Raw genomic sequence first — 25,115 nt, 5'->3', positions numbered from 1 at the left:
GGCGGAGCCGCCATCCGGCAAACAGATCAATAACAATAATACGCGTGCCCCGGCGCGGGAATGCCGGGGTGCTCTCCCAAGTGCAATACTTTCGAGAGGTTTAAAGATGGGGCAAGTGTCACAATCACATGATTTAGGGGGCGGGCTGAAATCACGCCATGTCACCATGCTGTCTATTGCCGGCGTTATCGGCGCAAGTTTATTTGTCGGTTCAAGCGTGGCGATAGCAGAAGCCGGTCCCGCTGTACTATTAGCGTACCTGTTCGCCGGGTTACTGGTGGTGATGATTATGCGTATGCTGGCCGAAATGGCCGTCGCCACCCCGGATACCGGATCGTTTTCCACCTACGCCGATAAAGCCATCGGCCCGTGGGCAGGTTATACCATCGGTTGGTTGTACTGGTGGTTCTGGGTGTTGGTTATCCCACTGGAAGCGAATATTGCCGCCATCATTCTGCACTCCTGGGTCCCTGGCATCCCCATCTGGCTGTTTTCTTTGGTTATCACGCTGGCATTAACCGGCAGTAATTTGCTGAGCGTCAAAAATTACGGCGAGTTTGAATTCTGGCTGGCGCTGTGTAAAGTGATTGCCATTCTGGCGTTTATCACCCTCGGCGCAGCGGCGATTAGTGGTTTCTACCCTTATGCCGACGTCAGCGGGGTTTCGCGCCTGTGGGATCATGGCGGCTTCATGCCCAACGGTTTTGGCGCTGTACTCAGCGCGATGCTAATCACCATGTTCTCCTTTATGGGCGCGGAGATTGTCACCATCGCCGCCGCCGAATCAGACACCCCGGATAAACACATCGTCCGCGCCACCAACTCGGTCATCTGGCGTATCTCCATTTTCTATCTGTGCTCTATTTTCGTGGTGGTAGCACTGATCCCGTGGAACATGCCGGGACTGAAAGAAGTGGGCTCTTACCGTTCGGTGCTGGAATTACTGCATATCCCACACGCGAAGCTGATCATGGACTGCGTCATTTTGTTGTCGGTGACCAGCTGTCTCAACTCCGCGCTGTATACGTCCTCGCGTATGCTCTACTCCCTGAGCCGTCGCGGCGATGCCCCCGCCTTTATGGGTAAAACAAACCGCAGTAAAACGCCTTATGTCGCAGTGTTACTGTCGACAGGTGCCGCCTTTCTCACTGTGGTCGTCAACTATTACGCCCCGGCCAAAGTATTTAAGTTTCTGATCGACAGCTCCGGCGCCATCGCGTTGTTGGTTTATCTGGTGATTGCGATTTCCCAACTGCGGATGCGTAAAATCCTGCTGGCGCAAGGCGGTGAAATCAAACTGAAAATGTGGCTCTATCCGTGGCTCACCTGGTTGGTGATCGCCTTTATAGTCTTCGTATTAGTGGTGATGCTCTTCCGTCCGGCGCAACAGCTGGAGGTGGTTTCGACCGGGCTACTCGCCATCGGGATTATTTGCACCGTGCCCATTATGTCACGCTGGAAAAAACTGCTATCGTGGCAAAAAGCACCATTGCAAAATACGCATTAAACCTGTTCCCGGCGCAGGCCGGGAAATCCTTTCAGGAGTAAGACCATGACCGCCATTCCCCAACCGACGGCCATTGATGGATACCGCTGGCTGAAGAACGACATCATCCGCGGTGTGTATCAGCCTGATGAAAAACTGCGTATGAGCCTGCTGACTTCACGTTATGAACTGGGCGTTGGGCCACTGCGTGAAGCGCTTTCGCAACTGGTTGCCGAGCGGCTGGTCACGGTGGTCAATCAGAAAGGGTATCGGGTGGCACCGATGTCCGAGCAAGAGTTACTCGATATTTTCGATGCCCGCGCCAATATGGAAGCCATGCTGGTCGCGCTGGCCATTGAACGCGGCGGTGACGCCTGGGAAGCAGAGATTCTGGCGCGGGCGCATATGCTCGCTAAGCTTGAAGCCGTAGATGCCAGCGAACAGATGCTCGACGAGTGGGATCTGCGCCATCAGGCTTTTCACACGGCAATTGTCGCCGGCTGCGGTTCACAATATTTACTGCAAATGCGCGAACGACTGTTCGATTTGGCGGCGCGCTACCGGTTTATCTGGCTGCGAAAAACGGTGCTGTCGGTGGAAATGCTGGAAGATAAACACGATCAGCACCAAACGCTGACCGAAGCAATTCTGGCACGCGATGCCGCGCGCGCCAGCGAGCTAATGCGCCAGCACCTGCTGACGCCAATTCCGATTATTCAACAGGCGATGTCCGGCAAATTGCTGACGCAATAAACCTGGACATCATCATTGTTGCGGAATACGTAAAACCTGCCCGGGATAAATTTTATCCGGGCTTTTCAGCATCGGTTTATTGGCTTCAAATATTTGATTATACAGATTGGCGTTACCGTAAACCTGTTTGGCAATCGCGCTCAGGGTATCCCCTGATTTCACGGTATAAAACTGGCTTTCGCTCGCTGGCGCAGAGGTTGTAACCTGATCGTCGACGCTGGCGATACCGGAGATATTACCAATCGCAATCAGGATTTTTTCTTTCGCTTCCTGACTTAATCCATCGCCAGAAACGGTGGCTTTGCCTTCGTTAATTTGGACGTCCACTTTATCCGCATCCGGAATACCGGTTTTATTCAGGTGTTCCTGCACTTTTTTTGCCAGATCGGCTGTGTCATGATTTCCAGTGACCGCATCCCACAGTTTTTCACCCGCATCTTTTACAAAATTGAAGAGTCCCATATCCACCTCGGTAATTAACAATCAACCCCAAAAGTGTAGCAGAGGAGAAAGGAGCGCAAAGAAAACGGCGCAAATGCGCCGTTATAGAAGGGGAATTAGTTACGCGTCTGTATCCAGAAGGCGTGGATAAGGCCAGGAATGTACCCCAGCAGCGTCAGAACGATATTGAGGATAAACGCCCAGCCGAATCCTTTACCCAGCAGCACGCCGAGAGGAGGCAAAATAATAGTAAAAACGATTCTCCAGAAACCCATACACACTCCATACAAGCAAAAAAATAATCATTTCTTAGAAATCTAAGGTTAGTGAGTTTATCCAACTCTGCCTGGCTTACCCTGCGGTTTTACCCTCCTTTACGCTCTTTACGCTCTTTACGCTGGCGTACGATGCTTATTTACTTTAGAATAACCTTAACTTAGCAAATACTAAAATACATATGACTGAACTTGAACAACTGCAGGCCAGCGCAGAACAGGCTGCCGCCCTGCTCAAAGCGATGAGTAATCCAAAGCGGTTACTGATTTTGTGCATGCTCTGCGGTTCACCCGGCACCAGCGCAGGCGAGTTAGCCCGTATTACCGGCCTCAGCCCCTCCGCCACTTCGCAGCACCTGGCGCGTATGCGAGAAGAAGGCCTGATAGACAGCCAACGCGATGCCCAGCGCATCCTGTACTCCATTAAAAATACGGCCGTGAATTCGCTGATCGCCACATTAAAAACACTGTATTGCCCATAAGGAGCCATCATGACTATTGGGACGATTTCCCCGCGCGAGGCGCAGGCGCTGGTCGCGCAAGGCGCAAAACTGATTGATATCCGCGACACTGACGAGTATCTGTACGAGCATATCCCCGAGGCGCATCTGGCACCGTTATCCACCCTGGAGCAGGGTTCACTCCCCGCAAACTTACGGGCTGAGCGCATTATTTTTCACTGCCAGTCAGGCAAGCGTACACAAAACGCGGCGGCAAAATTGAATGCCGCCGCCGCGCCGGCACAGGTCTGGCTGCTGGAGGGCGGAATCGACGGCTGGAAAGCGGAAGGTCTGCCGGTTGCAAAAGATAGCTCACAACCGTTGCCGCTAATGCGTCAGGTGCAGATTGCCGCAGGCAGCCTTGCCCTGCTTGGCGTCATTCTCGGTTACGCCGTTAACAGCGGCTTCTTCTTACTCAGCGGTTTTGTCGGTGCTGGGCTGATGCTTGCGGGTGTAACTGGCTTCTGCGGTATGGCGCGACTGCTCGACAAAATGCCCTGGAACCGACGTACTCATTAAGCGGTAATAGAAGAAACAGCGCTGTACCCGCCGATTGACGTGATCTATGGTGGGCTTTGTGATTAAGAAAGGAGCGCAATATGTTTAAACCTGGCGATCTGGTGCAACCGCGTATGGGTGGACCAAAACTGAAAGTTGTCGAAGTGAAAGACGAACAAATTGTGGCGGTACAAGCCAGCAATGAAAGCGGCGAAAAATACACCCTAAAAGCGGCTGATGTCACACGATATTCTGAAGAAGGCGATTTCGGCGTCTGCTGAAAATAAGCGGTGAGGTTCCCCTCACCGCATTGATATTAGATCAAAAAATCATCGAGAGATTTACCGGCAGCCAGCGCCTGCGCAATCGGCTTTGGCGTGCGGCCTTGTCCAGTCCATGTTTTTGTTTCACCATTGGTATCCGTAAAACGATATTTCGCCGGACGTGGCTGACGTTTTTTAACCGAACGCGATGTTGCCGCCGACATGCTCAACAGTTCTTCAGGATCAATCCCATCGGCTCTCATCATCGCCAGCAGTGTATTAATTTTTTCCTGCTGTTCTGCACGTTGGCGCTGTAGCTGTTCTTCTTCGTCACGTCGTTCTTTGGTGACTACCCGGAGTTTTTCCAGCATATCTTCCAGAACCTCGACGGATAATTCACGTGCCATGACACGTAGCGATCGAATATTATTTAAGTTTTTTAACATTGAACTCATATTAATAAAACCTCTTTAACGCAAAAACAGAAATCGGTATTACGAAGCAAATTGTATGCGAGTATTTTTTCTTTTTCCAGTCTCTTTTTTGTCGCAAGATATTAAAACAACAATCGCTATTATTATTTATCTTGTCATACGGTGATCTTTAGTCAGCGATATTTTATATTTGGCCAGAAACCAGAATAAATAGACTTTGGGATATCTCGCTGCCGCACCAGATAAACCAATACCGGCATCGCGCAGGCGTTGCGGTAGATATGCGAAATTTTCGTCAACATTCAAAAAGGAGCGCAAAAAGTTCAGAAAAACAAGTCAAAATAACCTGTTGATTTTTAATGATTTTAAGTTGCATGACAACGAAAATGCCAAAACGAACAAAAAACAAACCATCACAGAGTATTTTATCGACAAAAAGGCAATAAATAAAAATTTTAAGCTAGTTGATAGTTATTATGCAGGCATATATCCTATTAAAACGCGAAAGCGACAAGACAAATCACTAGCAGAAAAGGTATTGAAAACCTTTTTTCCCCTTTTTACAAGGAGCATTAACATGTTCTCTCCGCAGTCACGCTTGCGTCATGCTGTAGCAGACACGTTCGCGATGGTTGTTTATTGTTCTGTCGTGAACATGTTGATCGAGATATTCCTTTCAGGAATGAGTTTCGAACAGTCACTGTACTCCAGACTGGTCGCTATCCCCATCAACATCCTGATCGCCTGGCCATACGGTATGTACCGCGATTTGTTTATGCGCGCGGCACGCAAAGCCACGCAGGCAGGATGGGCAAAAAATCTGGCGGATGTGCTGGCCTATGTCACGTTCCAGTCACCGGTGTATGTGATTATTCTGCTGACGGTTGGCGCTGACTGGCACCAGATCACGGCTGCGGTAAGCTCCAACATCGTGGTCTCAATGCTGATGGGTGCAGTATATGGCTACTTCCTTGATTATTGCCGCCGCCTGTTTAAGGTCAGCAGCTACCACCAGGCTAAAGCGTAAAAACATCTCATCGCGACTGGCACCGCCAGTCGCGTTATCAGTTTGAACTCACGTCGCCAAACAATCCATTCAGATAACGTTCCAGCGCGATACGCGAGCTAAAGCCGTGTGGAATACCATAATGTTCATGCGTATCGCCGGCTAAATAAAGCGGGAATTGCTGATAGTGATCGCAGGTTTTAATATCCGTGGCCGGTTCTGCCAGTGAAGAACTACGCTCTTTTAGCGTGGGATGGATCACCAATGCGGTACGCCCCATCCGCGCTTCACGGTTAACGTACACATAATTTTCGCCACGACGATAGCCGTACGTTTTCTGCGTCACTACATCAACGGTAAAGCCCACTTTTTCAAGTACGCGCGCCACCTCATCAGGTCGTAAATACATATTATTTTCCTCGTTATCTTTTACTGCGGGCTTACCTTACCTGATTCAGCATTAGCAACGCTTTCAGAAAAGTCCATAAACGAGTGAACACGATGGGACGAATATCTTAAGAACCGTACAGATTTATGTCAGCGCCATCCGCAGTTGGTACGCCGCCTGTTGCGCCATTTCCGCCGAGCTGATATTGGTAAATGACAGCAATATTCCCCCCTTTCCTTCTGACGTTATTCGCCAGCGGCTTAACGCCTGAACAGCTAACCCGGCCTGATTCGCTTTACACACCAGCGCAACATCATCTCCGTCCACACTCATCACCAGTTGGATCCCCCCTTCCTGAGGAATGACGCTAAATCCTTGTTCGGTCAGGGCGTTTTCCATCCACTGACGCCGCTCGGCATAATGCTGGCGCATGCGTTTTAAGTGCCGCCAGAAGTGGCCGTCTTGCATAAAATCCGCCAGCGTTTGCTGCCATAAAACCGGAACGCTACAGGCCGTTAGCGCCGCCTGCTGACGAAAATGTTCGACCTGAGTCAGAGGCACCACCAGCCATGCCGTGCGCAACGCCGGAAACATCGATTTGCTGAACGTGCCGGCATAAATTACCCGCTGCGGCGCATCCAGACTTTTGAGCGGTGGTAACGGTTTGCCGTGGTAACGAAACTCACTGTCGTAGTCATCTTCGATTACCCACGCCTGTGCGCGATCGGCCCATTCCAGCAACTGGTGACGGCGTGCCAGAGAAAGCGCCACGCCCAGTGGGCTTTGGTGTGCAGGTGTCAGCATGACAAAACGAGCCTGTGGAAAGTCGCGGATCCCCGCGCTGACATCAAGGCCATCGGCATCAACCGCTACAGGCATCAGCTCGATGCGTTCCTGGGTGACTACGGGCCGAATCAATGGAAAGCCGGGATCTTCAACCCACATTCCCTCGCCGGGTGTGGCCAGCGCGCGCAGGATCAACATCATCGATGCCGCATAACCCGACGTAATAAAAACCTGCTCCGGAAGACATTCAATGCTGCGCGACACGCGCAGGTAATCGACTATCGCCTGGCGTAACAGCAGTTCACCGCAAACATCCCCCACCGCAAGATCAAAACGTGTTTGGGTACGCAAACGTCGCCCCATGACCCGTGCCCAGATATCGCGCGGAAAAAGATCGAGAGCTGGCAATCCCATCTGAAAAAGCTGTGGTGTGCCGTTTTCTCCGGCGAATACAGCAGGGGTTGCAGGCGAGGTTTCCAGTCGCAATTGCTCGCTGACAAAGGTTCCCGCCTGCCCGCGTCGCGTAAGCCAGCCCTGCGCCACCAGCTCAGCATAAGCGTTTTCTACCGTAGAACGTGAAATCCCCAGTTCCTGGGACCAGGTTCGGCTGGAAGGTAATCTTGCGCCCGGCTTAAGATCGCCTTTCTCAATAGCGGTTTTTAACTGACGGGCAATTTGCTGGTAGCGCGGCATTTATGGTCTGCTTTTTAAGTAAAAATATGGCTCTCTTTAGCAGACCATTATAGTGCTACATTGCAGGTCATCCAAATGAGGAGCAATACCATGACCATGTTACGCCAGCCCTATTATGAACTCAGCCCTGAAATCTACACCGCTCTGGTTCAGGCAAGCAAAGCGCTGGAGAACTGCGCGCTGGAACCTACGCTGACGGAACTGATTTACCTGCGGGTCTCGCAAATCAACGGCTGCGCCTTTTGTCTGGAAATGCACAGTAAAGCGCTGCGAAAAGCCGGTGTTGCGCAGGCTAAACTGGACGCGCTGGCAGGCTGGCGGGTGAGTCACCACTTCAGCGCGCAGGAACGTGCGGCGCTGGCGTGGGCCGAATCCGTCACCGATATCGCCAGCAGCCATGCCGGAGATGATGTTTATCTGCCGCTGCTTGACCATTTTAGCGCCAAAGAAATAAGCGACCTGACCTTCGCAATCAGCCTGATGAACTGCTTTAACCGCCTGGCTGTGGGAATGCGCATGTAATTCTGCGCTGCCGGATGGCGGCATAAATGCCTTATCCGGCCTACGTTGTGCTCTCCTGTTGCCCGTAGGCCCGATAAGCTTAGCGCCATCGGGCAATTTACAACCACCAGTAAGCCTTCCCCCGCCACGTTCATCACCCGGCCCTCATCAATCTAAAATTCCCATATCTTGTATGGTTGAATCCTTTCAAAACTACATCTAGTATCTTCTATATCAAATGCACACAACCTGACGCTGTCTATCGCGTCACTCTTTCATCTTTTAATGGAAATACGAATCATGCGCATTGTTATTTACACTCGCAATAACTGTGTTCAGTGCCACGCCACCAAACGGGCGATGGAAAGCCGTGGTTTTGACTTTGAGATGGTAAACGTCGATTTACAGCCCGATCTGGCTGATAGCCTGCGCGAGCAAGGTTTTCGTCAGTTGCCTGTCGTGGTGGCAGGTGAAACCCGTTGGTCAGGGTTTCGCCCGGACATGATTAATCGCCTGCGCCCGGAACCACGCGTGGCCAGCGCATGACGACGCTCGTCTACTTCTCCAGCAGTTCCGAAAATACGCACCGATTTATGCAGCGTCTGGGGGTGCCTGCCATCCGCATCCCGCTTAATGAACGCGAGCGGATCCGGGTAGACGAACCTTACATTTTAATCGTGCCGTCCTACGGTGGCGGCGGCACGGCTGGCGCGGTTCCGAGACAGGTGATCCGCTTTTTAAACGATACGCATAACCGGGCATTAATCCGTGGCGTAATCGCCTCCGGCAATCGCAATTTCGGTGATGCATACGGTCGCGCGGGTGATGTCATTTCACAAAAATGCGGCGTGCCGTGGCTTTATCGTTTTGAGCTAATGGGCACCCAAAGCGATATCGACAACGTTCGAAAAGGAGTGAGCGAATTTTGGCAACGACAACCGCAGAACGTGTAATGCAGCCAACGCTGGATTATCACGCCCTGAACGCCATGCTGAATCTGTACGATAAAGCCGGGCGCATTCAGTTCGACAAAGACCATCAAGCGGTGGAGGCTTTCTTTGCCGCCCACGTCCGCCCCAATTCGGTGGTGTTTGCCAGCCAGCAGGCGCGTCTCGAAACATTGGTGGATGAAGGCTATTACGATGCCAGCGTGTTAAGCCGCTACAATCGCGCGTTCGTGCTGAAGCTATTTGACCACGCCCACGCCAGCGGATTCCGTTTCCAGACGTTCCTCGGCGCATGGAAGTTCTACACCAGCTATACGCTGAAAACGTTCGACGGTAAGCGCTATCTCGAAGATTTTGAGGATCGGGTAACGATGGTGGCACTCACGCTGGCACAAGGCGATGAAGCACTCGCGATGCAACTGACCGATGAAATGCTCTCCGGGCGCTTTCAGCCCGCCACGCCAACCTTTTTAAACTGCGGTAAACAGCAACGCGGCGAGCTGGTCTCCTGTTTCCTGTTACGCATTGAAGACAACATGGAGTCAATTGGTCGGGCGGTCAACTCGGCGCTACAGCTTTCTAAACGCGGCGGCGGCGTGGCATTTTTACTCTCCAACCTGCGCGAAGCGGGTGCGCCGATTAAACGCATTGAGAACCAGTCCTCTGGGGTGATCCCGGTAATGAAAATGCTGGAAGATGCGTTTTCTTATGCGAATCAGCTCGGCGCACGTCAGGGCGCGGGTGCGGTGTACCTGCACGCGCACCATCCGGATATTTTACGTTTTCTCGATACTAAGCGCGAAAACGCCGACGAGAAAATCCGTATCAAAACGCTCTCGCTTGGCGTGGTGATCCCGGATGTTACCTTTCGACTGGCGAAAGAAAATGCCCGGATGGCGCTGTTCTCACCTTATGACGTGGAGCGCATTTACGGCAAACCGTTCGGTGATATCGCCGTGAGTGAGCGGTATGACGAATTGGTGGCCGACGAACGCGTGCGCAAAAAATACATTAACGCCCGCGAATTCTTCCAGCGGCTGGCCGAGATCCAGTTTGAGTCTGGTTATCCTTACATCATGTTTGAAGATACGGTGAATCGCGCCAATCCGATTGCCGGTCGGATCAATATGAGCAACCTGTGCTCGGAGATTTTGCAGGTTAACAGTGCCTCCACCTACGATGAAAATCTCAATTACGCGCAGACAGGACACGATATCTCCTGCAATCTCGGCTCCTTGAACATTGCCCATACCATGGATTCACCCGACTTTGGCCGCACCGTTGAAACAGCCGTGCGCGGCTTAACCGCCGTTTCGGACATGAGCCACATCCGCAGCGTGCCCTCGATTGAAGCCGGGAACAGCGCGTCGCACGCGATTGGCCTTGGACAGATGAACCTGCACGGGTATCTGGCACGGGAAGGGATTGCCTACGGTTCGCCAGAAGGGCTGGATTTCACCAATCTCTATTTCTACACCATCACCTGGCATGCGCTGAATACATCGATGAAGCTCGCCCGCGAGCGCGGTAAAACCTTTGCCGGATTCCAGCAGTCCCGCTACGCCAGCGGCGAGTATTTTAACCAGTATCTGCAGGGCGACTGGCAGCCAAAAACCGACAAGGTCCGCACACTGTTTGCCGCCAGCGGCATTACGCTGCCGACGCGCGAGATGTGGGCGCAACTGCGTGAAGATGTGATGCGCTACGGTATTTATAACCAGAATTTACAGGCGGTTCCGCCCACCGGTTCTATCTCCTACATCAACCATGCCACGTCAAGCATTCACCCGATCGTGTCGAAAGTGGAGATTCGCAAAGAGGGCAAAACCGGGCGCGTTTACTACCCTGCCCCGTTTATGACCAATGAGAATCTGGCCTTGTATCAGGATGCCTACGAGATTGGTCCGCAAAAAATCATCGATACCTACGCTGAGGCAACGCGCCATGTCGATCAAGGGCTTTCACTGACGCTCTTTTTCCCCGATACCGCCACCACTCGCGATATCAACAAAGCGCAGATTTACGCCTGGCGTAAGGGCATCAAATCGCTGTATTACATCCGACTACGTCAGCTGGCGCTGGAAGGGACTGAAATAGAAGGCTGCGTGTCATGCGCACTGTAAGGAGAACAAAATGGCATTATCACGCGTGAGCGCCATCAACTGGAACAAGATTGAGGATGATAAAGATCTCGAAGTCTGGAATCGCCTGACCAGTAACTTCTGGCTACCGGAAAAGGTCCCGCTTTCCAATGACATCCCGGCCTGGCAAACGTTGAACGCTGCCGAGCAGCAGCTCACCATCCGCGTATTTACCGGCCTGACGCTGCTCGACACCATTCAGAATATTGCCGGTGCGCCAGCATTAATGGCTGATTCATTAACACCACATGAAGAGGCGGTGCTGTCGAATATCAGCTTTATGGAGGCGGTGCACGCCCGTTCCTACAGCTCTATTTTCTCCACCCTTTGCCAGACCAAAGACGTGGATGCGGCTTACGCCTGGAGTGAAGAAAATACCCCACTCCAGCGCAAGGCGCAGATCGTTTTGGCACATTACGCCAGCGACGAACCGCTGAAGAAGAAAATTGCCAGCGTGTTTCTGGAATCCTTCCTGTTCTATTCCGGTTTCTGGTTGCCGATGTATTTTTCCAGCCGCGGCAAATTGACCAATACTGCCGATCTTATTCGTCTGATCATTCGTGATGAAGCGGTTCATGGTTATTACATTGGCTATAAATACCAAAAAGGTCTGGAGCATATTTCCGAATCCGCACGCGAGGAGTTAAAGAATTTTGCCTTCGACCTGCTGATGGAATTGTATGATAACGAAGCGCGTTATACGGAAGAATTGTATGCAGAGACCGGCTGGGTGGAGGACGTCAAAGCCTTCCTTTGCTACAACGCCAATAAGGCATTAATGAATTTGGGATATGAGGCATTATTCCCGGCAGAAATGGCGGATGTGAACCCGGCAATCCTTGCCGCGCTGTCGCCCAATGCTGACGAAAACCACGATTTTTTCTCGGGTTCAGGGTCATCTTATGTGATGGGTAAAGCCGTCGAAACAGAAGATGACGACTGGAGTTTCTAGCGCTCATTTTCGCGAAAAATACCGTACAATTTTCGCGGAAATATTTTAACAGGATCACACTTTTATCGCACAAATATAATTGTGTGATCTACACTCAATACCAGCCGCATTATTCGCCTGCATTTCATCAATTCAGGCGATTTTCCCTTGCCATTTACAAAAAATATCAGACAACTCACATTCGCGCTCAGCCCTTATATCATGGGAAATCCCGCCGCCTGGCCTTCGGCAATATTCGTGCCACAACCAAATTCAGGGTTGTCTCAGATTCTCAGTATGTTAGGGTAGAAAAAGGTCACTATTTCCATCAGGTAATATATCGATATAAACAAATAACAGGAATCATTCTATTGCATGGCAATTAAATTAGAAGTTAAAAATCTCTATAAGATATTTGGCGAGCATCCGCAGAGAGCTTTCAAATATATTGAAAAAGGACTTTCAAAAGAGCAGATTCTGGATAAAACAGGGCTATCGCTTGGCGTTAAGAACGCCAGTCTGGCCATTGAAGAAGGCGAGATATTTGTCATCATGGGATTATCCGGTTCGGGTAAATCCACAATGGTACGCCTTCTCAATCGCCTGATTGAACCCACCCGCGGACAGGTATTGATTGACGGCGTAGACATCGCCCGGATATCCGATGCCGAGCTTCGCGAGGTGCGCAGAAAAAAGATTGCGATGGTGTTCCAGTCCTTTGCCCTGATGCCGCACATGACGGTGCTGGACAATACGGCATTCGGCATGGAATTAGCCGGTGTTGGTGCGGATGAACGTCGTGAAAAAGCGTTAGATGCGCTACGTCAGGTTGGTCTGGAGAATTATGCTCACGGATACCCGGATGAACTTTCCGGGGGTATGCGCCAGCGTGTAGGCCTCGCCCGCGCATTAGCTATTAACCCTGATATCTTATTAATGGATGAGGCCTTCTCAGCCCTTGATCCATTAATTCGTACTGAGATGCAGGATGAACTGGTAAAACTACAGGCGAAGCATCAGCGCACCGTGGTCTTTATATCGCATGATCTCGACGAAGCTATGCGTATTGGCGACAGAATTGCCATTATGCAAAACGGTGAAGTGGTCCAGGTCGGCACGCCGGATGAAATCCTGAATAATCCAGCCAATGATTATGTCCGCACCTTCTTCCGCGGCGTTGATATTAGCCAGGTCTTCAGTGCGAAAGATATATCACGCCGTAGTCCCGAAGGGCTAATTCGTAAAACGCCCGGGGTGGGTCCACGTTCGGCGCTGCAATTATTGCAGGACAAAGATCGCGAATATGGTTACGTGATCGAACGCGGCAACAAATTCGTCGGCGTTGTCTCTATCGACTCATTAAAAACAGCGTTAAGTCAGGCGCAAGGTATTGAAGCGGCATTGATCGATGAGCCGCTAGCCGTCGATGCGCAAACTCCTCTCAGCGAGTTGCTTTCTCATGTCGGCCAGGCCCCGTGCGCGGTGCCGGTTGTTGATGAGGAACAGCAATATGTGGGCGTCATTTCAAAACGCATGCTGTTACAGGCTTTGGATCGTGAGGGGGTAAACAATGGCTGATCAAACTAATCCGTGGGATACCACACCAGCGGCCGACAGTGCCGCACAAACTGCCGATGCCTGGAGCACGCCATCCGGTGCGCCCACTGACGGCGGTGGCGCGGACTGGCTGACCAGCGCCCCCGCGCCGTCGCCAGAGCATTTCAATATTATGGATCCGTTCCATAAAACGCTGATCCCACTGGACAGCTGGGTCACAGAGGGGATCGACTGGGTCGTTACCCATTTCCGTCCGGTCTTCCAGGGCATTCGTGTCCCGGTTGATTACATTCTCAACGGCTTCCAGCAGCTTCTGTTAGGTATGCCTGCCCCCGTGGCGATTATCCTGTTCGCCCTGATTGCCTGGCAGATTTCTGGCGTTGGGATGGGCGTTGCTACGCTGATTTCCTTGATTGCCATCGGTGCCATCGGCGCATGGTCCCAAGCCATGATCACCCTGGCACTGGTGCTGACCGCGCTGTTGTTCTGCGTGGTGATCGGCCTGCCGATGGGGATCTGGTTAGCGCGTAGCCCTCGGGCAGCAAAAATAGTTCGCCCGCTGCTGGATGCGATGCAAACCACACCTGCGTTCGTCTATCTGGTGCCGATTGTCATGCTGTTCGGTATTGGCAACGTCCCGGGCGTGGTGGTGACGATTATCTTCGCCCTGCCGCCAATTGTGCGTCTGACCATTCTGGGGATTAATCAGGTGCCCGCCGATCTGATTGAAGCCTCGCGCTCGTTTGGTGCCAGCCCACGTCAGATGCTGTTTAAAGTGCAGCTCCCGCTGGCGATGCCCACCATTATGGCCGGGGTGAACCAGACGCTGATGCTGGCACTCTCCATGGTGGTTATCGCATCGATGATAGCCGTCGGCGGGCTGGGTCAGATGGTTCTGCGCGGAATCGGTCGTCTGGACATGGGGCTGGCTACCGTTGGCGGTGTGGGTATCGTGATCCTCGCCATCATTCTCGACCGTCTGACGCAGGCCGTAGGCCGTGACTCGCGTAGCCGTGGTAACCGCCGCTGGTACACCACAGGTCCTGTTGGGCTTCTCACCCGCCCTTTCACGAAGTAATTCACCCGTTGCCCGGTGGCGCTGCGCTTACCGGGCCTACAATTCATCAACTTACACAAAATCATTCAGGATGAAGTGTAATAAGGAACAACGATGCGACAGAAAGTAATTATTGCCACAGCGTTTGCCACCCTTGTCTCCACCAGCGCTTTCGCTTCTGACCTGCCGGGCAAAGGCATCACTGTACAACCTATCCAGAGCACCATCTCTGAAGAGTCCTTCCAGACGCAGTTAGTTAGCCGTGCGCTGGAGAAACTGGGCTACACCGTAAATAAGACAAGCGAAGTCGACTACAACGTCGGCTATACCTCTATTGCCTCTGGCGATGCGACGTTTACCGCCGTGAACTGGCAGCCGCTACATGATGATATGTATGCCGCTGCAGGCGGAGATAAAAAATTCTATCGCGAGGGGGTATTCGTAACAGGCGCTGCACAGGGTTATCTGATCGATAAGAAAACCGCTGAGCAGTACAAAATCACCAATATTGCCCAGCTAAAAGATCCGAAAATCGCCAAAATCTTTGATACCAACGGCGATGGTAAAGCTGACATGATGGGTTGCTCGCCGGGCTGGGGTTGTGAAGCGGTGATTAACCACCAGAACAAAGCGTTCGATCTGGAAAAAACAGTCGAGGTCAGCCACGGTAACTATGCAGCAATGATGGCTGACACCATTACCCGCTTTAAAGAAGGCAAACCGATCCTGTACTACACCTGGACACCATACTGGGTCAGTGACGTGATGAAACCGGGCAAAGATGTCGTCTGGCTACAGGTCCCGTTCTCTTCTCTGCCAGGTGAACAGAAAGATATTGATACCAAACTGCCGAACGGCGCGAACTATGGCTTCCCGGTAAACACCATGCACATCGTCGCTAATAAAGCCTGGGCGGAGAAAAACCCGGCGGCGGCGAAACTGTTTGCCATCATGAAATTACCACTGGCAGATATCAATGCGCAGAACGCAATGATGCATGATGGTAAAGCCTCAGAAGCTGACGTTCAGGGCCACGTTGACGGCTGGATCAAAGCCCACCAGCAGCAGTTCGACGGCTGGGTGAAAGAAGCGCTGGCTGCGCAGAAATAACCCACTCGTAGGCCTGATAAGCATAACGCTATCAGGCCCAGTAACCACACCAATGCCGGATGGTGGCGCGATGCGCCTTATCCGGCCTACACGCCCTTCCCTCACCGCACAATCCATCACCCAACAAATCAGCAACATTTAATCACTTCCGTTATGATTGTTTTCTGCACCCCATTATTCAGTTGAAAACAATGACCAAACCCACTCACGGGCTTAGCCCGGCACTGATTGTATTAATGTCTGTGGCGACCGGCCTCGCCGTTGCCAGTAACTATTACGCCCAGCCGCTGCTCGACACCATCGCGCGAAACTTTTCGCTGTCGGCCAGTACTGCGGGCTTTATCGTCACTGCAGCCCAGCTTGGCTACGCTGCAGGGCTCCTGTTTCTGGTACCGCTTGGCGATATGTTTGAACGCCGGATGCTGATTGTCTCGATGACACTGTTAGCAGCAGGCGGCATGCTGATTACCGCCAGCAGTCAGTCGCTGGGGATGCTGATCCTCGGCACTGCGCTAACCGGGTTGTTCTCAGTTGTGGCACAGATCCTGGTTCCGCTGGCAGCGACGCTCGCCACGCCTGACAAGCGCGGTAAAGTCGTTGGTACGATTATGAGCGGCCTGTTGCTGGGGATTTTGCTGGCACGAACGGTTGCAGGGTTGCTGGCGAATCTCGGCGGCTGGCGCACCGTGTTTTGGGTGGCCTCAGTACTGATGGCGTTGATGGCGATTGCCCTGTGGCGTGGTTTGCCGAAGATGAAATCAGAGACCCATCTTAACTACCCGCAGCTATTGGGTTCTGTGTTTAGCCTGTTTATCCACGATAAATTACTCCGCACCCGCGCGATGTTGGGCTGCCTGACCTTTGCCAACTTCAGTATCCTCTGGACATCAATGGCATTTTTACTTGCCGCACCACCGTTTAACTATTCAGAGGGGATGATTGGCCTGTTCGGTCTGGCCGGAGCCGCCGGTGCGTTAGGCGCTCGTCCGGCGGGCGGTTTTGCCGATAAGGGTAAATCACACCTCACGACTACCGCAGGCCTGCTGCTACTGTTGTTCTCCTGGCTGGCTATCTGGTTCGGACATACTTCAGTGCCGATGCTGATTATCGGTATTCTGGTACTGGATCTGACCGTTCAGGGGGTACATATCACCAACCAGACCGTTATCTATCGCATTCACCCGGACGCACGTAATCGCCTGACTGCCGGATACATGACCAGCTATTTCATTGGTGGTGCGGCAGGTTCGCTGATTTCAGCTTCAGCCTGGCAGCATGCCGGCTGGGCTGGCGTTTGTCTGGCAGGTGTGACTGTTGCCGTACTCAACCTGCTGGTCTGGTGGCGAGGTTTTCACCGCCAGGAAGCCGTAAATTAGGCGTATAACGTCTGTTTATCTTTGATTGGGCTCCTCAGGGTGTTAAGGAGCCCATCAGTCTGCTAAGGTTATAACGCATTGAGCCAGGTTATTTTAATTTCGGTAATGAAGCCTATAATCCTATGGAAAGCCCTGTTCCCCAGTCTGAATCCCGTTCTGCAACGTTAACTGAAGGATTCAAAGACAGCCTACCGATAGTTATCAGTTATATTCCGGTCGCATTTGCATTTGGTATGAATGCGACTCGCCTGGGCTTTACTCCCGTTGAAAGCGTTTTTTTCTCCTGCATCATTTACGCCGGCGCCAGCCAGTTTGTCATCACCACGATGCTCGCCGCAGGCAGCTCACTGTGGGTCGCGGCTCTGACCGTCATGGCGATGGATGTTCGCCACGTTTTGTACGGCCCTTCTCTGCGCAGCCGTATCGCCCGACAGCTGAGCAAACCTAAAAGCGCGCTATGGGCCTTTGGCCTCACCGACGAAGTCTTTGCCGCGGCAACGGCCAAGCTGGTGCGGGATAACCGGCGCTGGAGTGAAAACTGGATGATCGGCATCGCGCTATGCTCCTGGGCTTCCTGGGTACTTGGTACGGTTATCGGCGCATTTTCCGGCACTGGCTTACTGAAGGGATTCCCGGCGGTAGAAGCGGCGCTGGGGTTTATGCTCCCGGCGCTGTTTATGAGTTTTCTGCTGGCCTCTTTCCAGCGTAATCAAACGCTATGCGTCACGGCGGCTTTAGCCGGTGCGCTGGCTGGCGTGACGCTGTTTTCTATCCCGGCAGCCATCCTCGCAGGCATAGTCTGCGGATGCCTGACCGCGCTCATTCAGTCGTTCTGGCAGGGAGGTCCTGATGAGTTATGAGGTTCTGCTGCTCGGCCTGCTGGTCGGCTGCGTCAATTACTGTTTTCGCTATTTACCACTGCGTCTGCGAATGGGGAATGTGCGCCCGACAAAACGCGGAGCCACTGGAATACTACTCGACACCATCGGTATTGCATCAATTTGCGCCCTGCTGGTGGTGTCTACTGCGCCAGAAGTGATGCACGATGCCCGTCGTTTTGTGCCTACGCTGGTGGGGTTTGTGGTACTGGGTGCAAGCTTCTATAAGACCCGCAGCATCATCATTCCGACCTTACTGAGTGCCCTGGGCTATGGATTAGCCTGGAAAATGCTGTTTGTTTTATAGATTAAAATAATCATTTTAAATAAATAATACATTTACTTTATTTGTCACTGTCGTTACTATATCGGCTGAAATTAATGAGGTTATACCCAAATGGATAGTTCGTTTACGCCCATTGAACAAATGCTAAAATTTCGCGCCAGCCGCTACGAAGAGTTCCCTTATCAGGAAGTGCTTCTGACTCGTCTTTGCATGCATATGCAGGGCAAGCTGCTGGAAAACCGCAATAAGATGCTGAAAGCTCAAGGGATTAACGAGACGTTGTTTATGGCGTTGATTACGCTGGAGTCTCAGGAAAACCACAGTATTCAGCCTTCTGAACTGAGTTGCGCACTTGGCTCGTCACGGACTAACGCCACCCGTATCGCGGATGAGTTAGAAAAGCGTGGCTGGATCGAGCGCCGCGAAAGCGATAACGATCGCCGCTGTCTGCATCTGCAATTGACCGAAAAAGGCCATGCTTTTTTGCAGGAGGTATTACCGCCTCAGCATAACTGCCTTCATCAGCTTTGGTCATCTCTCAGCACCACCGAAAAAGATCAACTTGAGCATATCACCCGTAAACTTCTGACCCGTCTTGATCAGATGGAGCAGGATGGCGCGGTGTTAGAAGCGCTGCGCTAACGCGCTGACTCGCTCAGAAATCCAGATTTATAAATGAAAAACCGACAGGCCAGCACGCATACTGCTGGCCTGTCTGATAAACAGGTCGGCTTCAGCCGATGTGAAAAAAAATAAGATCGTGGAGAACAACATGAGCGCAAATGCGGAGACTCAAACCCCGCAGCAACCGGTCAAGAAGAATGGCAAACGTAAAAGTATGCTGCTCCTGCTGACCTTGCTCTTTATTATCATTGCCGTGGCATATGGGATTTATTGGTTTTTAGTACTGCGTCATATCGAAGAGACAGACGATGCGTACGTGGCAGGGAACCAGGTTCAAATTATGGCGCAGGTATCAGGCAGCGTGACGAAAGTCTGGGCTGATAACACTGACTTTGTAAAACAGGGCGATGTCCTGGTCACTCTCGATCAGACAGATGCCAGGCAGGCATTTGAAAAAGCCAAAACTGCGCTGGCGTCCAGCGTGCGCCAGACGCACCAGTTGATGATCAACAGCAAGCAACTGCAGGCCAGCATTGAAGTGCAGAGAACTGCGCTGGCCCAGGCACAAAGCGACTTTAATCGCCGTGTCCCGCTGGGTAATGCCAACCTGATTGGCCGCGAAGAACTGCAACATGCCCGCGATGCCGTCGCCAGCGCTCAGGCTCAGCTTGATGTCGCAATCCAACAATATAATGCGAATCAGGCAATGATTCTGGGCAGCAAGCTGGAAGATCAACCTGCTGTACAACAGGCTGCCACCGAAGTGCGTAATGCCTGGCTGGCGCTGGAACGTACCAAAATTGTCAGCCCGATGACCGGCTATGTTTCCCGTCGTGCCGTGCAGCCTGGCGCGCAAATTAGCCCGACTACGCCGCTGATGGCGGTTGTTCCGGCCACTAACCTGTGGGTGGATGCCAACTTCAAAGAAACACAGCTGGCGCACATGCGTATTGGTCAACCGGCGACCGTTATCAGTGATATTTACGGCGATGACGTGAAATACACCGGGAAAGTCGTCGGCCTGGATATGGGTACGGGCAGCGCGTTCTCCCTGCTGCCGGCGCAAAACGCAACCGGTAACTGGATCAAAGTTGTCCAGCGTTTACCGGTACGTATCGAACTGGATGCGCAGCAACTGGCACAACATCCACTGCGTATTGGTTTGTCGACACTGGTTACGGTAGATACCGCTAATCGTGACGGGCAGATCCTGGCAAGCCAGGTCCGCACGACGCCAGTATCAGAAAGTAATGCACGTGAAATCAACCTTGATCCGGTCAATAAGATGATCGAAGAGATCGTGCAGGCCAACGCGGGCTAATTCAAAGGTGCGTGTGATGCAACAGCAAAAACCGCTGGAAGGCGCGCAGCTCGTCATTATGACGATTGCGCTGTCCCTGGCGACATTCATGCAGGTGCTGGACTCCACCATTGCTAACGTGGCGATCCCCACTATCGCCGGGAACCTCGGCTCTTCACTGAGCCAGGGAACCTGGGTGATCACCTCATTCGGGGTGGCGAATGCTATCTCTATTCCGATCACCGGCTGGCTGGCCAAACGCGTTGGTGAAGTAAGACTATTCATGTGGTCAACTATCGCCTTCGTCATTGCCTCATGGGCATGTGGGATGTCCACCAGCCTGAACATGCTGATTTTCTTCCGCGTCATTCAGGGTATTGTCGCCGGTCCGTTAATCCCGCTCTCGCAAAGCCTGTTACTGAATAACTATCCTCCCGCCAAACGCTCCATTGCCCTCGCGCTATGGTCGATGACGGTGATTGTTGCCCCGATATGTGGCCCCATTCTTGGGGGCTATATCAGCGACAACTATCACTGGGGCTGGATATTTTTCATCAACGTGCCAATCGGTGCTGTAGTGGTATTAATGACGTTGCAAACCCTGCGAGGTCGGGAAACCAAAACCGAGCAGCGGCGTATCGACGCCATTGGTCTGGCACTGCTGGTCATTGGTATCGGCAGTTTGCAGATTATGCTCGACCGCGGCAAAGAATTGGACTGGTTCGCCTCGCAGGAAATTATCATCCTGACGGTGGTCGCCGTGGTGGCAATCAGCTTCCTCATCGTCTGGGAGCTTACCGACGAGCACCCCATTGTCGATCTCTCGCTGTTTAAGTCGCGCAACTTTACCATCGGCTGTCTGTGTATCAGTCTGGCCTATATGCTCTACTTCGGCGCAATCGTTCTGTTGCCGCAGTTATTGCAGGAGGTGTACGGATATACGGCAACCTGGGCAGGTCTGGCGTCTGCGCCGGTTGGGGTGATTCCGGTGATCCTGTCGCCGATTATCGGCCGTTTCGCACACAAGCTGGATATGCGTCGGCTGGTCACTTTCAGCTTCATCATGTATGCCGTCTGTTTCTACTGGCGTGCGTGGACATTCGAACCCGGTATGGATTTTGGCGCATCGGCCTGGCCGCAGTTTATTCAGGGGTTCGCGGTAGCCTGCTTCTTTATGCCACTGACCACCATCACGCTATCGGGTTTACCGCCTGAACGTATGGCGGCAGCATCGAGCCTGTCTAACTTTACGCGAACGCTGGCGGGTTCTATTGGCACATCGATCACCACAACGATGTGGACTAGCCGTGAGTCGCTGCACCATGCGCAACTAACGGAGTCAGTAAACCCTTACAACCCTAATGCACAGGCGATGTATGACCAGTTGCAAGGGCTGGGAATGAGCAAGGAGCAGGCCTCCGGATGGCTGGCACAGCAAATCACCAACCAGGGGCTGATTATTTCTGCTAACGAAATCTTCTGGATGTCTGCAGGGATTTTCCTCGTGCTACTCGGCCTGGTATGGTTTGCCAAACCGCCATTCGGTGCAGGCAGTGGCGGCGGCGGCGCGCACTAATACGTTAATAATTAATTAGAGTTTATAATATAAAAAGCAGCAAAGATTATCTTTGCTGCTTTTAAGTGCCATATTACATACCCGCAAGAGGAATATGCTTATGGCTTCAAGCCAGTAACATCTACCGTTAATATTGAAACAATACCTGAAGGTGCAATATTGGGAATACCCTTACCACCATATGCTAAATCAGGCGGTATATATATTTTCACGCGCCCCTTTGTGCCTACAAGAGTAACGGCCTTACTAAGTAATTCAGGTAATTTATCAACCTTGCTGTTAATATTAACATTATTTGATATAACTGCGCCCGTACTAACCTCTTCTTTCATTACAAACTGTATATAATCTTTTTTCTTCGCTTTCCGCTTTGCGCCTTTGCTTTCCACAACATAAATAACACCATCGGATTGCTGAATAGCTCCTTTTATCGCCTTAACTGAACGCATCAATTCCTCTGACTGTTCTTTAACAGAAGGCGAAGTTATTATCGTTTGTGAGTTTTGTTGCTGTTGCAATAACGGTTTTTTGACAACCGCATTACCACCAGGTGTGGCATTCTCTGGCACGTTAGCTGCCTTTCTGGTACTCAAATTCATCTGTCGTATTGATGCTTCAAGCTCAATATTTTTTTGAGTATTTTTAGACAACTCTTGCTCAAGCACGCCAATTCGCGATGATTTTTCACCTATTGAAACATTCAATCTAGAAATCAAGGTATTAAGTTCAATATTTTTCCTTCTTTCCTCCGCAACTAACTTTGACAGAGTCTCAGAATTTCGCAATGACTCAGCCATTTTAACCATATTTGATTTTTGCTCACTATTCTGAGCGATCAAACTGACGTTCTGAGATTCCAGATATTCTTTTACTTTTTTCGTATCTTCTATTACGTTGACAAGCTTCAAAACCTGTTGAGCAAGTAATGTAGATTTTGCTGCTGCTTTAGCTTTGTCTTTCTCCAGTACCGCCAGCTGAGCCGTCTGTTTCTCCAGTTTCGCCGCATCAGCGCTGCCGGATTTATTCAGGTCGGCTATCTGCTTCGCCAGCACGCCCTTGTCTTTCTCCAGCACTGCCAGCTGAGCCGTCTGTTTTTCCAGTCTCGCCGCATCAGCGCTGCCGGATTTGTTCAGGTCGGCTATCTGCTTCGTCAGCACACCCTTGTCTTTCTCCAGCGCCGCCAACTGAGCCGTCTGTTTTTCCAGTCTCGCCGTATCAGCGCTGCCGGATTTATTCAGGTCGGCTATCTGCTTCGTCAGCGTGACTTTGTCTTTCTTCAGCGCCGCCAGCTGAGCCGTCTGTTTCTCCAGTTTCGCCGCATCAGCGCTGGCGGATTTGTTCAGGTCGGCTATCTGCTTCGCCAGCACGCCCTTGTCTTTCTCCAGCGCCGCCAGCTGAGCCGTCTGTTTTTCCAGTCTCGCCGTATCAGCGCTGGCGGATTTATTCAGATCGGCTATCTGCTTCGCCAGCGTGACTTTGTCTTTCTCCAGCACGGCCAGCTGAGCCGTCTGTTTTTCCAGTCTCGCCGCATCAGCGCTGCCGGATTTGTTCAGGTCGGCTATCTGCTTCGTCAGCACGCCCTTGTCTTTCTCCAGTACCGCCAGCTGAGCCGTCTGTTTCTCCAGTTTCGCCGCATCAGCGCTGCCGGATTTGTTCAGGTCGGCTATCTGCTTCACCAGCACGCCCTTGTCTTTCTCCAGTGCCGCCAGCTGAGCCGTCTGTTTCTCCAGTTTCGCCGCATCAGCGCTGCCGGATTTGTTCAGGTCGGCTATCTGCTTCGTCAGCGTGACTTTGTCTTTCTCCAGCACTGCCAGCTGAGCCGTCTGTTGTCCCAGCGCTAATTTCTGTTTCAACGCATCAGCGCTGCCGGATTTGTTCAGATCCGCTATCTGCTTAATCAGATCAGCTTTATCTTTCTCTAGTGCAATTTTGTCTTTTTCTAGCAATGCCAACTGAGCTATTTTTTGCTCTGAACTTACTTTCTGTTTTAAAAGTTTTGCTTTTTCCGTTTCCAAATAGCTAAGCTTTTTGGTCTGCTGTTCCAATAAAAATCTTTGTTTAGGTGCCTCTTTTGAACTCGCCGCTAATACCGTTAATTGTTTTGATAAATCATATTTTTCTTTTTCTAAAACAGCCAACTTTGCAGTCTGTTGCTCTAGTTTTTCTTTCTGGTTAGTCACATCCGCGAGTTCTTTTTCAAGACCAGAAATCTTTTTATTTAATATTATTGATTGGTTATTTAACTCACTTTTAACATCAACAGCGATAGATTTATTGGTTGTTTTTTTGTCCTGGGAATTGACACCTTCAGCAAAGGATGCTTCAAGCTTCCTCTTTAACTCCTTATTTTTTTCGAGGGCGATACGATACTGCGCCTCCCGGAGACGATTAACTCTCTCCAGAGCTGTAATTTTTCCCTGCAGGTCATTCGCGCGTATCTGTGTAGTCGGTTCTGCAATAACTACGCTATTGGGAATACCACTATTACTGATAACCTTATCCTCAGATAACTTCTCTAAAAGCATAGAGTGTTCTTTGGAGGTGATGCTGCCAACTTACTGATTTAGTGTATGATGGTGTTTTTGAGGTGCTCCAGTGGCTTCTGTTTCTATCAGCTGTCCCTCCTGTTCAGCTACTGACGGGGTGGTGCGTAACGGCAAAAGCACTGCCGGACATCAGCGCTATCTCTGCTCTCACTGCCGTAAAACATGGCAACTGCAGTTCACTTACACCGCTTCTCAACCCGGTACGCACCAGAAAATCATTGATATGGCCATGAATGGTGTTGGATGCCGGGCAACCGCCCGCATTATGGGCGTTGGCCTCAACACGATTTTACGTCACTTAAAAAACTCAGGCCGCAGTCGGTAACCTCGCGCATACAGCCGGGCAGTGACGTCATCGTCTGCGCGGAAATGGACGAACAGTGGGGCTATGTCGGGGCTAAATCGCGCCAGCGCTGGCTGTTTTACGCGTATGACAGGCTCCGGAAGACGGTTGTTGCGCACGTATTCGGTGAACGCACTATGGCGACGCTGGGGCGTCTTATGAGCCTGCTGTCACCCTTTGACGTGGTGATATGGATGACGGATGGCTGGCCGCTGTATGAATCCCGCCTGAAGGGAAAGCTGCACGTAATCAGCAAGCGATATACGCAGCGAATTGAGCGGCATAACCTGAATCTGAGGCAGCACCTGGCACGGCTGGGACGGAAGTCGCTGTCGTTCTCAAAATCGGTGGAGCTGCATGACAAAGTCATCGGGCATTATCTGAACATAAAACACTATCAATAAGTTGGAGTCATTACC

Annotated in this window: 27 protein-coding genes; 21 read left to right on the top strand and 6 right to left on the bottom strand. The window is 51.6% G+C overall.

What is annotated here, in order from left to right; translation table 11 throughout:
- The first annotated feature begins 106 nt into the window (after positions 1 to 106).
- A complete protein-coding gene (gene gabP / locus OGX91_RS15305) occupies positions 107 to 1,507 on the top strand; it encodes a GABA permease (protein WP_199947808.1) in 1,401 nt (466 codons plus the stop codon).
- Positions 1,508 to 1,552: 45 nt separating this feature from the next.
- Positions 1,553 to 2,239, top strand: coding sequence for a DNA-binding transcriptional regulator CsiR (csiR, locus tag OGX91_RS15300; protein WP_005122955.1), 687 nt, complete (start codon positions 1,553 to 1,555; stop codon positions 2,237 to 2,239).
- A gap of 12 nt (positions 2,240 to 2,251) precedes the next feature.
- Here csiR and lysM read toward each other — a convergent pair whose 3' ends face one another.
- Both lysM and OGX91_RS15290 read right to left on the bottom strand, forming a co-directional pair.
- On the bottom strand, positions 2,252 to 2,701 hold the full coding sequence (lysM, locus tag OGX91_RS15295; RefSeq protein WP_005122954.1) for a peptidoglycan-binding protein LysM: 450 nt from the start codon (positions 2,699 to 2,701) through the stop codon (positions 2,252 to 2,254).
- Between the two features lie 95 nt (positions 2,702 to 2,796).
- Complete coding sequence (locus OGX91_RS15290) at positions 2,797 to 2,955, bottom strand: YqaE/Pmp3 family membrane protein (RefSeq protein ID WP_003037242.1); 159 nt, start codon at positions 2,953 to 2,955, stop codon at positions 2,797 to 2,799.
- A gap of 182 nt (positions 2,956 to 3,137) precedes the next feature.
- On the opposite strand from OGX91_RS15290, the gene OGX91_RS15285 reads away from it, so the two are divergent.
- The 3 genes from OGX91_RS15285 to OGX91_RS15275 all read left to right on the top strand — a co-directional run bounded on the left by OGX91_RS15285 (position 3,138) and on the right by OGX91_RS15275 (position 4,234).
- Positions 3,138 to 3,437: an ArsR/SmtB family transcription factor gene (locus OGX91_RS15285; RefSeq protein WP_005122952.1), complete on the top strand. Its 300-nt coding sequence runs from the start codon at positions 3,138 to 3,140 to the stop codon at positions 3,435 to 3,437.
- 9 nt (positions 3,438 to 3,446) lie between these two features.
- A complete protein-coding gene (locus tag OGX91_RS15280) occupies positions 3,447 to 3,974 on the top strand; it encodes a rhodanese family protein (RefSeq protein WP_005122951.1) in 528 nt (175 codons plus the stop codon).
- Between the two features lie 80 nt (positions 3,975 to 4,054).
- The gene (locus OGX91_RS15275; RefSeq protein ID WP_005122950.1) at positions 4,055 to 4,234 is read left to right on the top strand and encodes a GDFGVC terminal motif YodC-like protein; all 180 of its coding nucleotides are present in this window, start codon (positions 4,055 to 4,057) and stop codon (positions 4,232 to 4,234) included.
- A 35-nt stretch (positions 4,235 to 4,269) separates the two neighbouring features.
- On the opposite strand, the gene stpA is transcribed toward OGX91_RS15275, so the two are convergent.
- Positions 4,270 to 4,671 (bottom strand): DNA-binding protein StpA, encoded by a 402-nt coding sequence (gene stpA, locus OGX91_RS15270; protein ID WP_040233298.1) that lies wholly within the window; start codon positions 4,669 to 4,671, stop codon positions 4,270 to 4,272.
- 556 nt (positions 4,672 to 5,227) lie between these two features.
- On the opposite strand from stpA, the gene alaE reads away from it, so the two are divergent.
- Complete coding sequence (gene alaE, locus OGX91_RS15265) at positions 5,228 to 5,677, top strand: L-alanine exporter AlaE (RefSeq protein WP_005122945.1); 450 nt, start codon at positions 5,228 to 5,230, stop codon at positions 5,675 to 5,677.
- A gap of 37 nt (positions 5,678 to 5,714) precedes the next feature.
- Here the strand turns inward: alaE and OGX91_RS15260 are convergent, their stop codons facing one another.
- The gene (locus OGX91_RS15260; protein WP_005122944.1) at positions 5,715 to 6,065 is read right to left on the bottom strand and encodes a DUF2002 family protein; all 351 of its coding nucleotides are present in this window, start codon (positions 6,063 to 6,065) and stop codon (positions 5,715 to 5,717) included.
- A 123-nt stretch (positions 6,066 to 6,188) separates the two neighbouring features.
- Positions 6,189 to 7,523: a MocR-like pyridoxine biosynthesis transcription factor PdxR gene (pdxR, locus tag OGX91_RS15255; RefSeq protein ID WP_286626700.1), complete on the bottom strand. Its 1,335-nt coding sequence runs from the start codon at positions 7,521 to 7,523 to the stop codon at positions 6,189 to 6,191.
- A gap of 90 nt (positions 7,524 to 7,613) precedes the next feature.
- On the opposite strand from pdxR, the gene OGX91_RS15250 reads away from it, so the two are divergent.
- The 14 genes from OGX91_RS15250 to emrB all read left to right on the top strand — a co-directional run bounded on the left by OGX91_RS15250 (position 7,614) and on the right by emrB (position 21,807).
- A complete protein-coding gene (locus OGX91_RS15250; protein ID WP_005122942.1) occupies positions 7,614 to 8,045 on the top strand; it encodes a carboxymuconolactone decarboxylase family protein in 432 nt (143 codons plus the stop codon).
- 279 nt (positions 8,046 to 8,324) lie between these two features.
- The gene (gene nrdH, locus OGX91_RS15245; protein WP_005122941.1) at positions 8,325 to 8,570 is read left to right on the top strand and encodes a glutaredoxin-like protein NrdH; all 246 of its coding nucleotides are present in this window, start codon (positions 8,325 to 8,327) and stop codon (positions 8,568 to 8,570) included.
- A complete protein-coding gene (gene nrdI / locus OGX91_RS15240) occupies positions 8,567 to 8,977 on the top strand; it encodes a class Ib ribonucleoside-diphosphate reductase assembly flavoprotein NrdI (RefSeq protein WP_155021789.1) in 411 nt (136 codons plus the stop codon). The genes nrdH and nrdI overlap by 4 nt, the downstream gene beginning before the upstream one ends.
- Positions 8,950 to 11,094, top strand: coding sequence for a class 1b ribonucleoside-diphosphate reductase subunit alpha (gene nrdE / locus OGX91_RS15235; protein ID WP_155021788.1), 2,145 nt, complete (start codon positions 8,950 to 8,952; stop codon positions 11,092 to 11,094). The genes nrdI and nrdE overlap by 28 nt, the downstream gene beginning before the upstream one ends.
- A gap of 10 nt (positions 11,095 to 11,104) precedes the next feature.
- On the top strand, positions 11,105 to 12,064 hold the full coding sequence (gene nrdF, locus OGX91_RS15230; RefSeq protein ID WP_155021787.1) for a class 1b ribonucleoside-diphosphate reductase subunit beta: 960 nt from the start codon (positions 11,105 to 11,107) through the stop codon (positions 12,062 to 12,064).
- A gap of 354 nt (positions 12,065 to 12,418) precedes the next feature.
- Positions 12,419 to 13,621 carry a glycine betaine/L-proline ABC transporter ATP-binding protein ProV gene (proV, locus tag OGX91_RS15225; protein ID WP_003037282.1) on the top strand — a complete coding sequence of 401 codons (1,203 nt, stop codon included), beginning with the start codon at positions 12,419 to 12,421 and terminating at the stop codon, positions 13,619 to 13,621.
- Positions 13,614 to 14,678, top strand: coding sequence for a glycine betaine/L-proline ABC transporter permease ProW (proW, locus tag OGX91_RS15220; RefSeq protein ID WP_286626699.1), 1,065 nt, complete (start codon positions 13,614 to 13,616; stop codon positions 14,676 to 14,678). The genes proV and proW overlap by 8 nt, the downstream gene beginning before the upstream one ends.
- A gap of 93 nt (positions 14,679 to 14,771) precedes the next feature.
- On the top strand, positions 14,772 to 15,767 hold the full coding sequence (proX, locus tag OGX91_RS15215; protein WP_005122935.1) for a glycine betaine/L-proline ABC transporter substrate-binding protein ProX: 996 nt from the start codon (positions 14,772 to 14,774) through the stop codon (positions 15,765 to 15,767).
- Positions 15,768 to 15,958: 191 nt separating this feature from the next.
- Positions 15,959 to 17,143, top strand: coding sequence for an MFS transporter (locus OGX91_RS15210; protein ID WP_188232399.1), 1,185 nt, complete (start codon positions 15,959 to 15,961; stop codon positions 17,141 to 17,143).
- Positions 17,144 to 17,265: 122 nt separating this feature from the next.
- Positions 17,266 to 18,003, top strand: coding sequence for an AzlC family ABC transporter permease (locus tag OGX91_RS15205; protein WP_005122932.1), 738 nt, complete (start codon positions 17,266 to 17,268; stop codon positions 18,001 to 18,003).
- Entirely contained in the window at positions 17,993 to 18,328 is a 336-nt protein-coding gene (gene ygaH, locus OGX91_RS15200; protein ID WP_005122930.1) for an L-valine transporter subunit YgaH, read from the top strand. The genes OGX91_RS15205 and ygaH overlap by 11 nt, the downstream gene beginning before the upstream one ends.
- A gap of 90 nt (positions 18,329 to 18,418) precedes the next feature.
- Positions 18,419 to 18,949, top strand: coding sequence for a transcriptional repressor MprA (mprA, locus tag OGX91_RS15195; RefSeq protein WP_005122929.1), 531 nt, complete (start codon positions 18,419 to 18,421; stop codon positions 18,947 to 18,949).
- A 130-nt stretch (positions 18,950 to 19,079) separates the two neighbouring features.
- The gene (gene emrA / locus OGX91_RS15190) at positions 19,080 to 20,252 is read left to right on the top strand and encodes a multidrug efflux MFS transporter periplasmic adaptor subunit EmrA (RefSeq protein ID WP_040233282.1); all 1,173 of its coding nucleotides are present in this window, start codon (positions 19,080 to 19,082) and stop codon (positions 20,250 to 20,252) included.
- A gap of 16 nt (positions 20,253 to 20,268) precedes the next feature.
- The gene (gene emrB / locus OGX91_RS15185) at positions 20,269 to 21,807 is read left to right on the top strand and encodes a multidrug efflux MFS transporter permease subunit EmrB (RefSeq protein ID WP_005122927.1); all 1,539 of its coding nucleotides are present in this window, start codon (positions 20,269 to 20,271) and stop codon (positions 21,805 to 21,807) included.
- 98 nt (positions 21,808 to 21,905) lie between these two features.
- Here emrB and OGX91_RS15180 read toward each other — a convergent pair whose 3' ends face one another.
- A complete protein-coding gene (locus OGX91_RS15180; protein ID WP_286626694.1) occupies positions 21,906 to 24,332 on the bottom strand; it encodes a hypothetical protein in 2,427 nt (808 codons plus the stop codon).
- A gap of 70 nt (positions 24,333 to 24,402) precedes the next feature.
- Here OGX91_RS15180 and OGX91_RS15175 point away from each other — a divergent pair.
- Positions 24,403 to 25,100 (top strand): IS1-like element IS1A family transposase gene (locus OGX91_RS15175; RefSeq protein ID WP_103215986.1). Its coding sequence is split into 2 segments (ribosomal slippage): positions 24,403 to 24,652 and positions 24,652 to 25,100, totalling 699 coding nucleotides; the frame shifts between segments, so codons are not numbered across the junction.
- Positions 25,101 to 25,115 lie beyond the last annotated feature (15 nt).

The sequence above is a fragment of the Citrobacter sp. Cpa228 genome (assembly GCF_030333085.1).
Lineage (GTDB): Bacteria > Pseudomonadota > Gammaproteobacteria > Enterobacterales > Enterobacteriaceae > Citrobacter > Citrobacter pasteurii.
The sequence above is the reverse complement of the archived record's forward strand: the minus strand, read 5'-3'. Positions and strand labels throughout refer to the sequence as shown.

Excerpts from the sequence above, each read along its gene's own strand:
- lysM (WP_005122954.1), bottom strand. The coding sequence starts at position 2,701 with ATGGGACTCTTCAATTTTGTAAAAGATGCGGGTGAAAAACTGTGGGAT.
- OGX91_RS15280 (WP_005122951.1), top strand. The coding sequence starts at position 3,447 with ATGACTATTGGGACGATTTCCCCGCGCGAGGCGCAGGCGCTGGTCGCG.
- proW (WP_286626699.1), top strand. The coding sequence starts at position 13,614 with ATGGCTGATCAAACTAATCCGTGGGATACCACACCAGCGGCCGACAGT.
- OGX91_RS15260 (WP_005122944.1), bottom strand. The coding sequence starts at position 6,065 with ATGTATTTACGACCTGATGAGGTGGCGCGCGTACTTGAAAAAGTGGGC.
- proX (WP_005122935.1), top strand. The coding sequence starts at position 14,772 with ATGCGACAGAAAGTAATTATTGCCACAGCGTTTGCCACCCTTGTCTCC.
- OGX91_RS15275 (WP_005122950.1), top strand. The coding sequence starts at position 4,055 with ATGTTTAAACCTGGCGATCTGGTGCAACCGCGTATGGGTGGACCAAAA.
- nrdI (WP_155021789.1), top strand. The coding sequence starts at position 8,567 with ATGACGACGCTCGTCTACTTCTCCAGCAGTTCCGAAAATACGCACCGA.
- gabP (WP_199947808.1), top strand. The coding sequence starts at position 107 with ATGGGGCAAGTGTCACAATCACATGATTTAGGGGGCGGGCTGAAATCA.
- nrdF (WP_155021787.1), top strand. The coding sequence starts at position 11,105 with ATGGCATTATCACGCGTGAGCGCCATCAACTGGAACAAGATTGAGGAT.
- pdxR (WP_286626700.1), bottom strand. The coding sequence starts at position 7,523 with ATGCCGCGCTACCAGCAAATTGCCCGTCAGTTAAAAACCGCTATTGAG.
- OGX91_RS15250 (WP_005122942.1), top strand. The coding sequence starts at position 7,614 with ATGACCATGTTACGCCAGCCCTATTATGAACTCAGCCCTGAAATCTAC.
- OGX91_RS15285 (WP_005122952.1), top strand. The coding sequence starts at position 3,138 with ATGACTGAACTTGAACAACTGCAGGCCAGCGCAGAACAGGCTGCCGCC.
- csiR (WP_005122955.1), top strand. The coding sequence starts at position 1,553 with ATGACCGCCATTCCCCAACCGACGGCCATTGATGGATACCGCTGGCTG.
- OGX91_RS15210 (WP_188232399.1), top strand. The coding sequence starts at position 15,959 with ATGACCAAACCCACTCACGGGCTTAGCCCGGCACTGATTGTATTAATG.
- emrA (WP_040233282.1), top strand. The coding sequence starts at position 19,080 with ATGAGCGCAAATGCGGAGACTCAAACCCCGCAGCAACCGGTCAAGAAG.
- ygaH (WP_005122930.1), top strand. The coding sequence starts at position 17,993 with ATGAGTTATGAGGTTCTGCTGCTCGGCCTGCTGGTCGGCTGCGTCAAT.
- stpA (WP_040233298.1), bottom strand. The coding sequence starts at position 4,671 with ATGAGTTCAATGTTAAAAAACTTAAATAATATTCGATCGCTACGTGTC.
- OGX91_RS15290 (WP_003037242.1), bottom strand. The coding sequence starts at position 2,955 with ATGGGTTTCTGGAGAATCGTTTTTACTATTATTTTGCCTCCTCTCGGC.
- mprA (WP_005122929.1), top strand. The coding sequence starts at position 18,419 with ATGGATAGTTCGTTTACGCCCATTGAACAAATGCTAAAATTTCGCGCC.
- nrdH (WP_005122941.1), top strand. The coding sequence starts at position 8,325 with ATGCGCATTGTTATTTACACTCGCAATAACTGTGTTCAGTGCCACGCC.
- OGX91_RS15180 (WP_286626694.1), bottom strand. The coding sequence starts at position 24,332 with ATGCTTTTAGAGAAGTTATCTGAGGATAAGGTTATCAGTAATAGTGGT.
- alaE (WP_005122945.1), top strand. The coding sequence starts at position 5,228 with ATGTTCTCTCCGCAGTCACGCTTGCGTCATGCTGTAGCAGACACGTTC.
- OGX91_RS15205 (WP_005122932.1), top strand. The coding sequence starts at position 17,266 with ATGGAAAGCCCTGTTCCCCAGTCTGAATCCCGTTCTGCAACGTTAACT.
- proV (WP_003037282.1), top strand. The coding sequence starts at position 12,419 with ATGGCAATTAAATTAGAAGTTAAAAATCTCTATAAGATATTTGGCGAG.
- emrB (WP_005122927.1), top strand. The coding sequence starts at position 20,269 with ATGCAACAGCAAAAACCGCTGGAAGGCGCGCAGCTCGTCATTATGACG.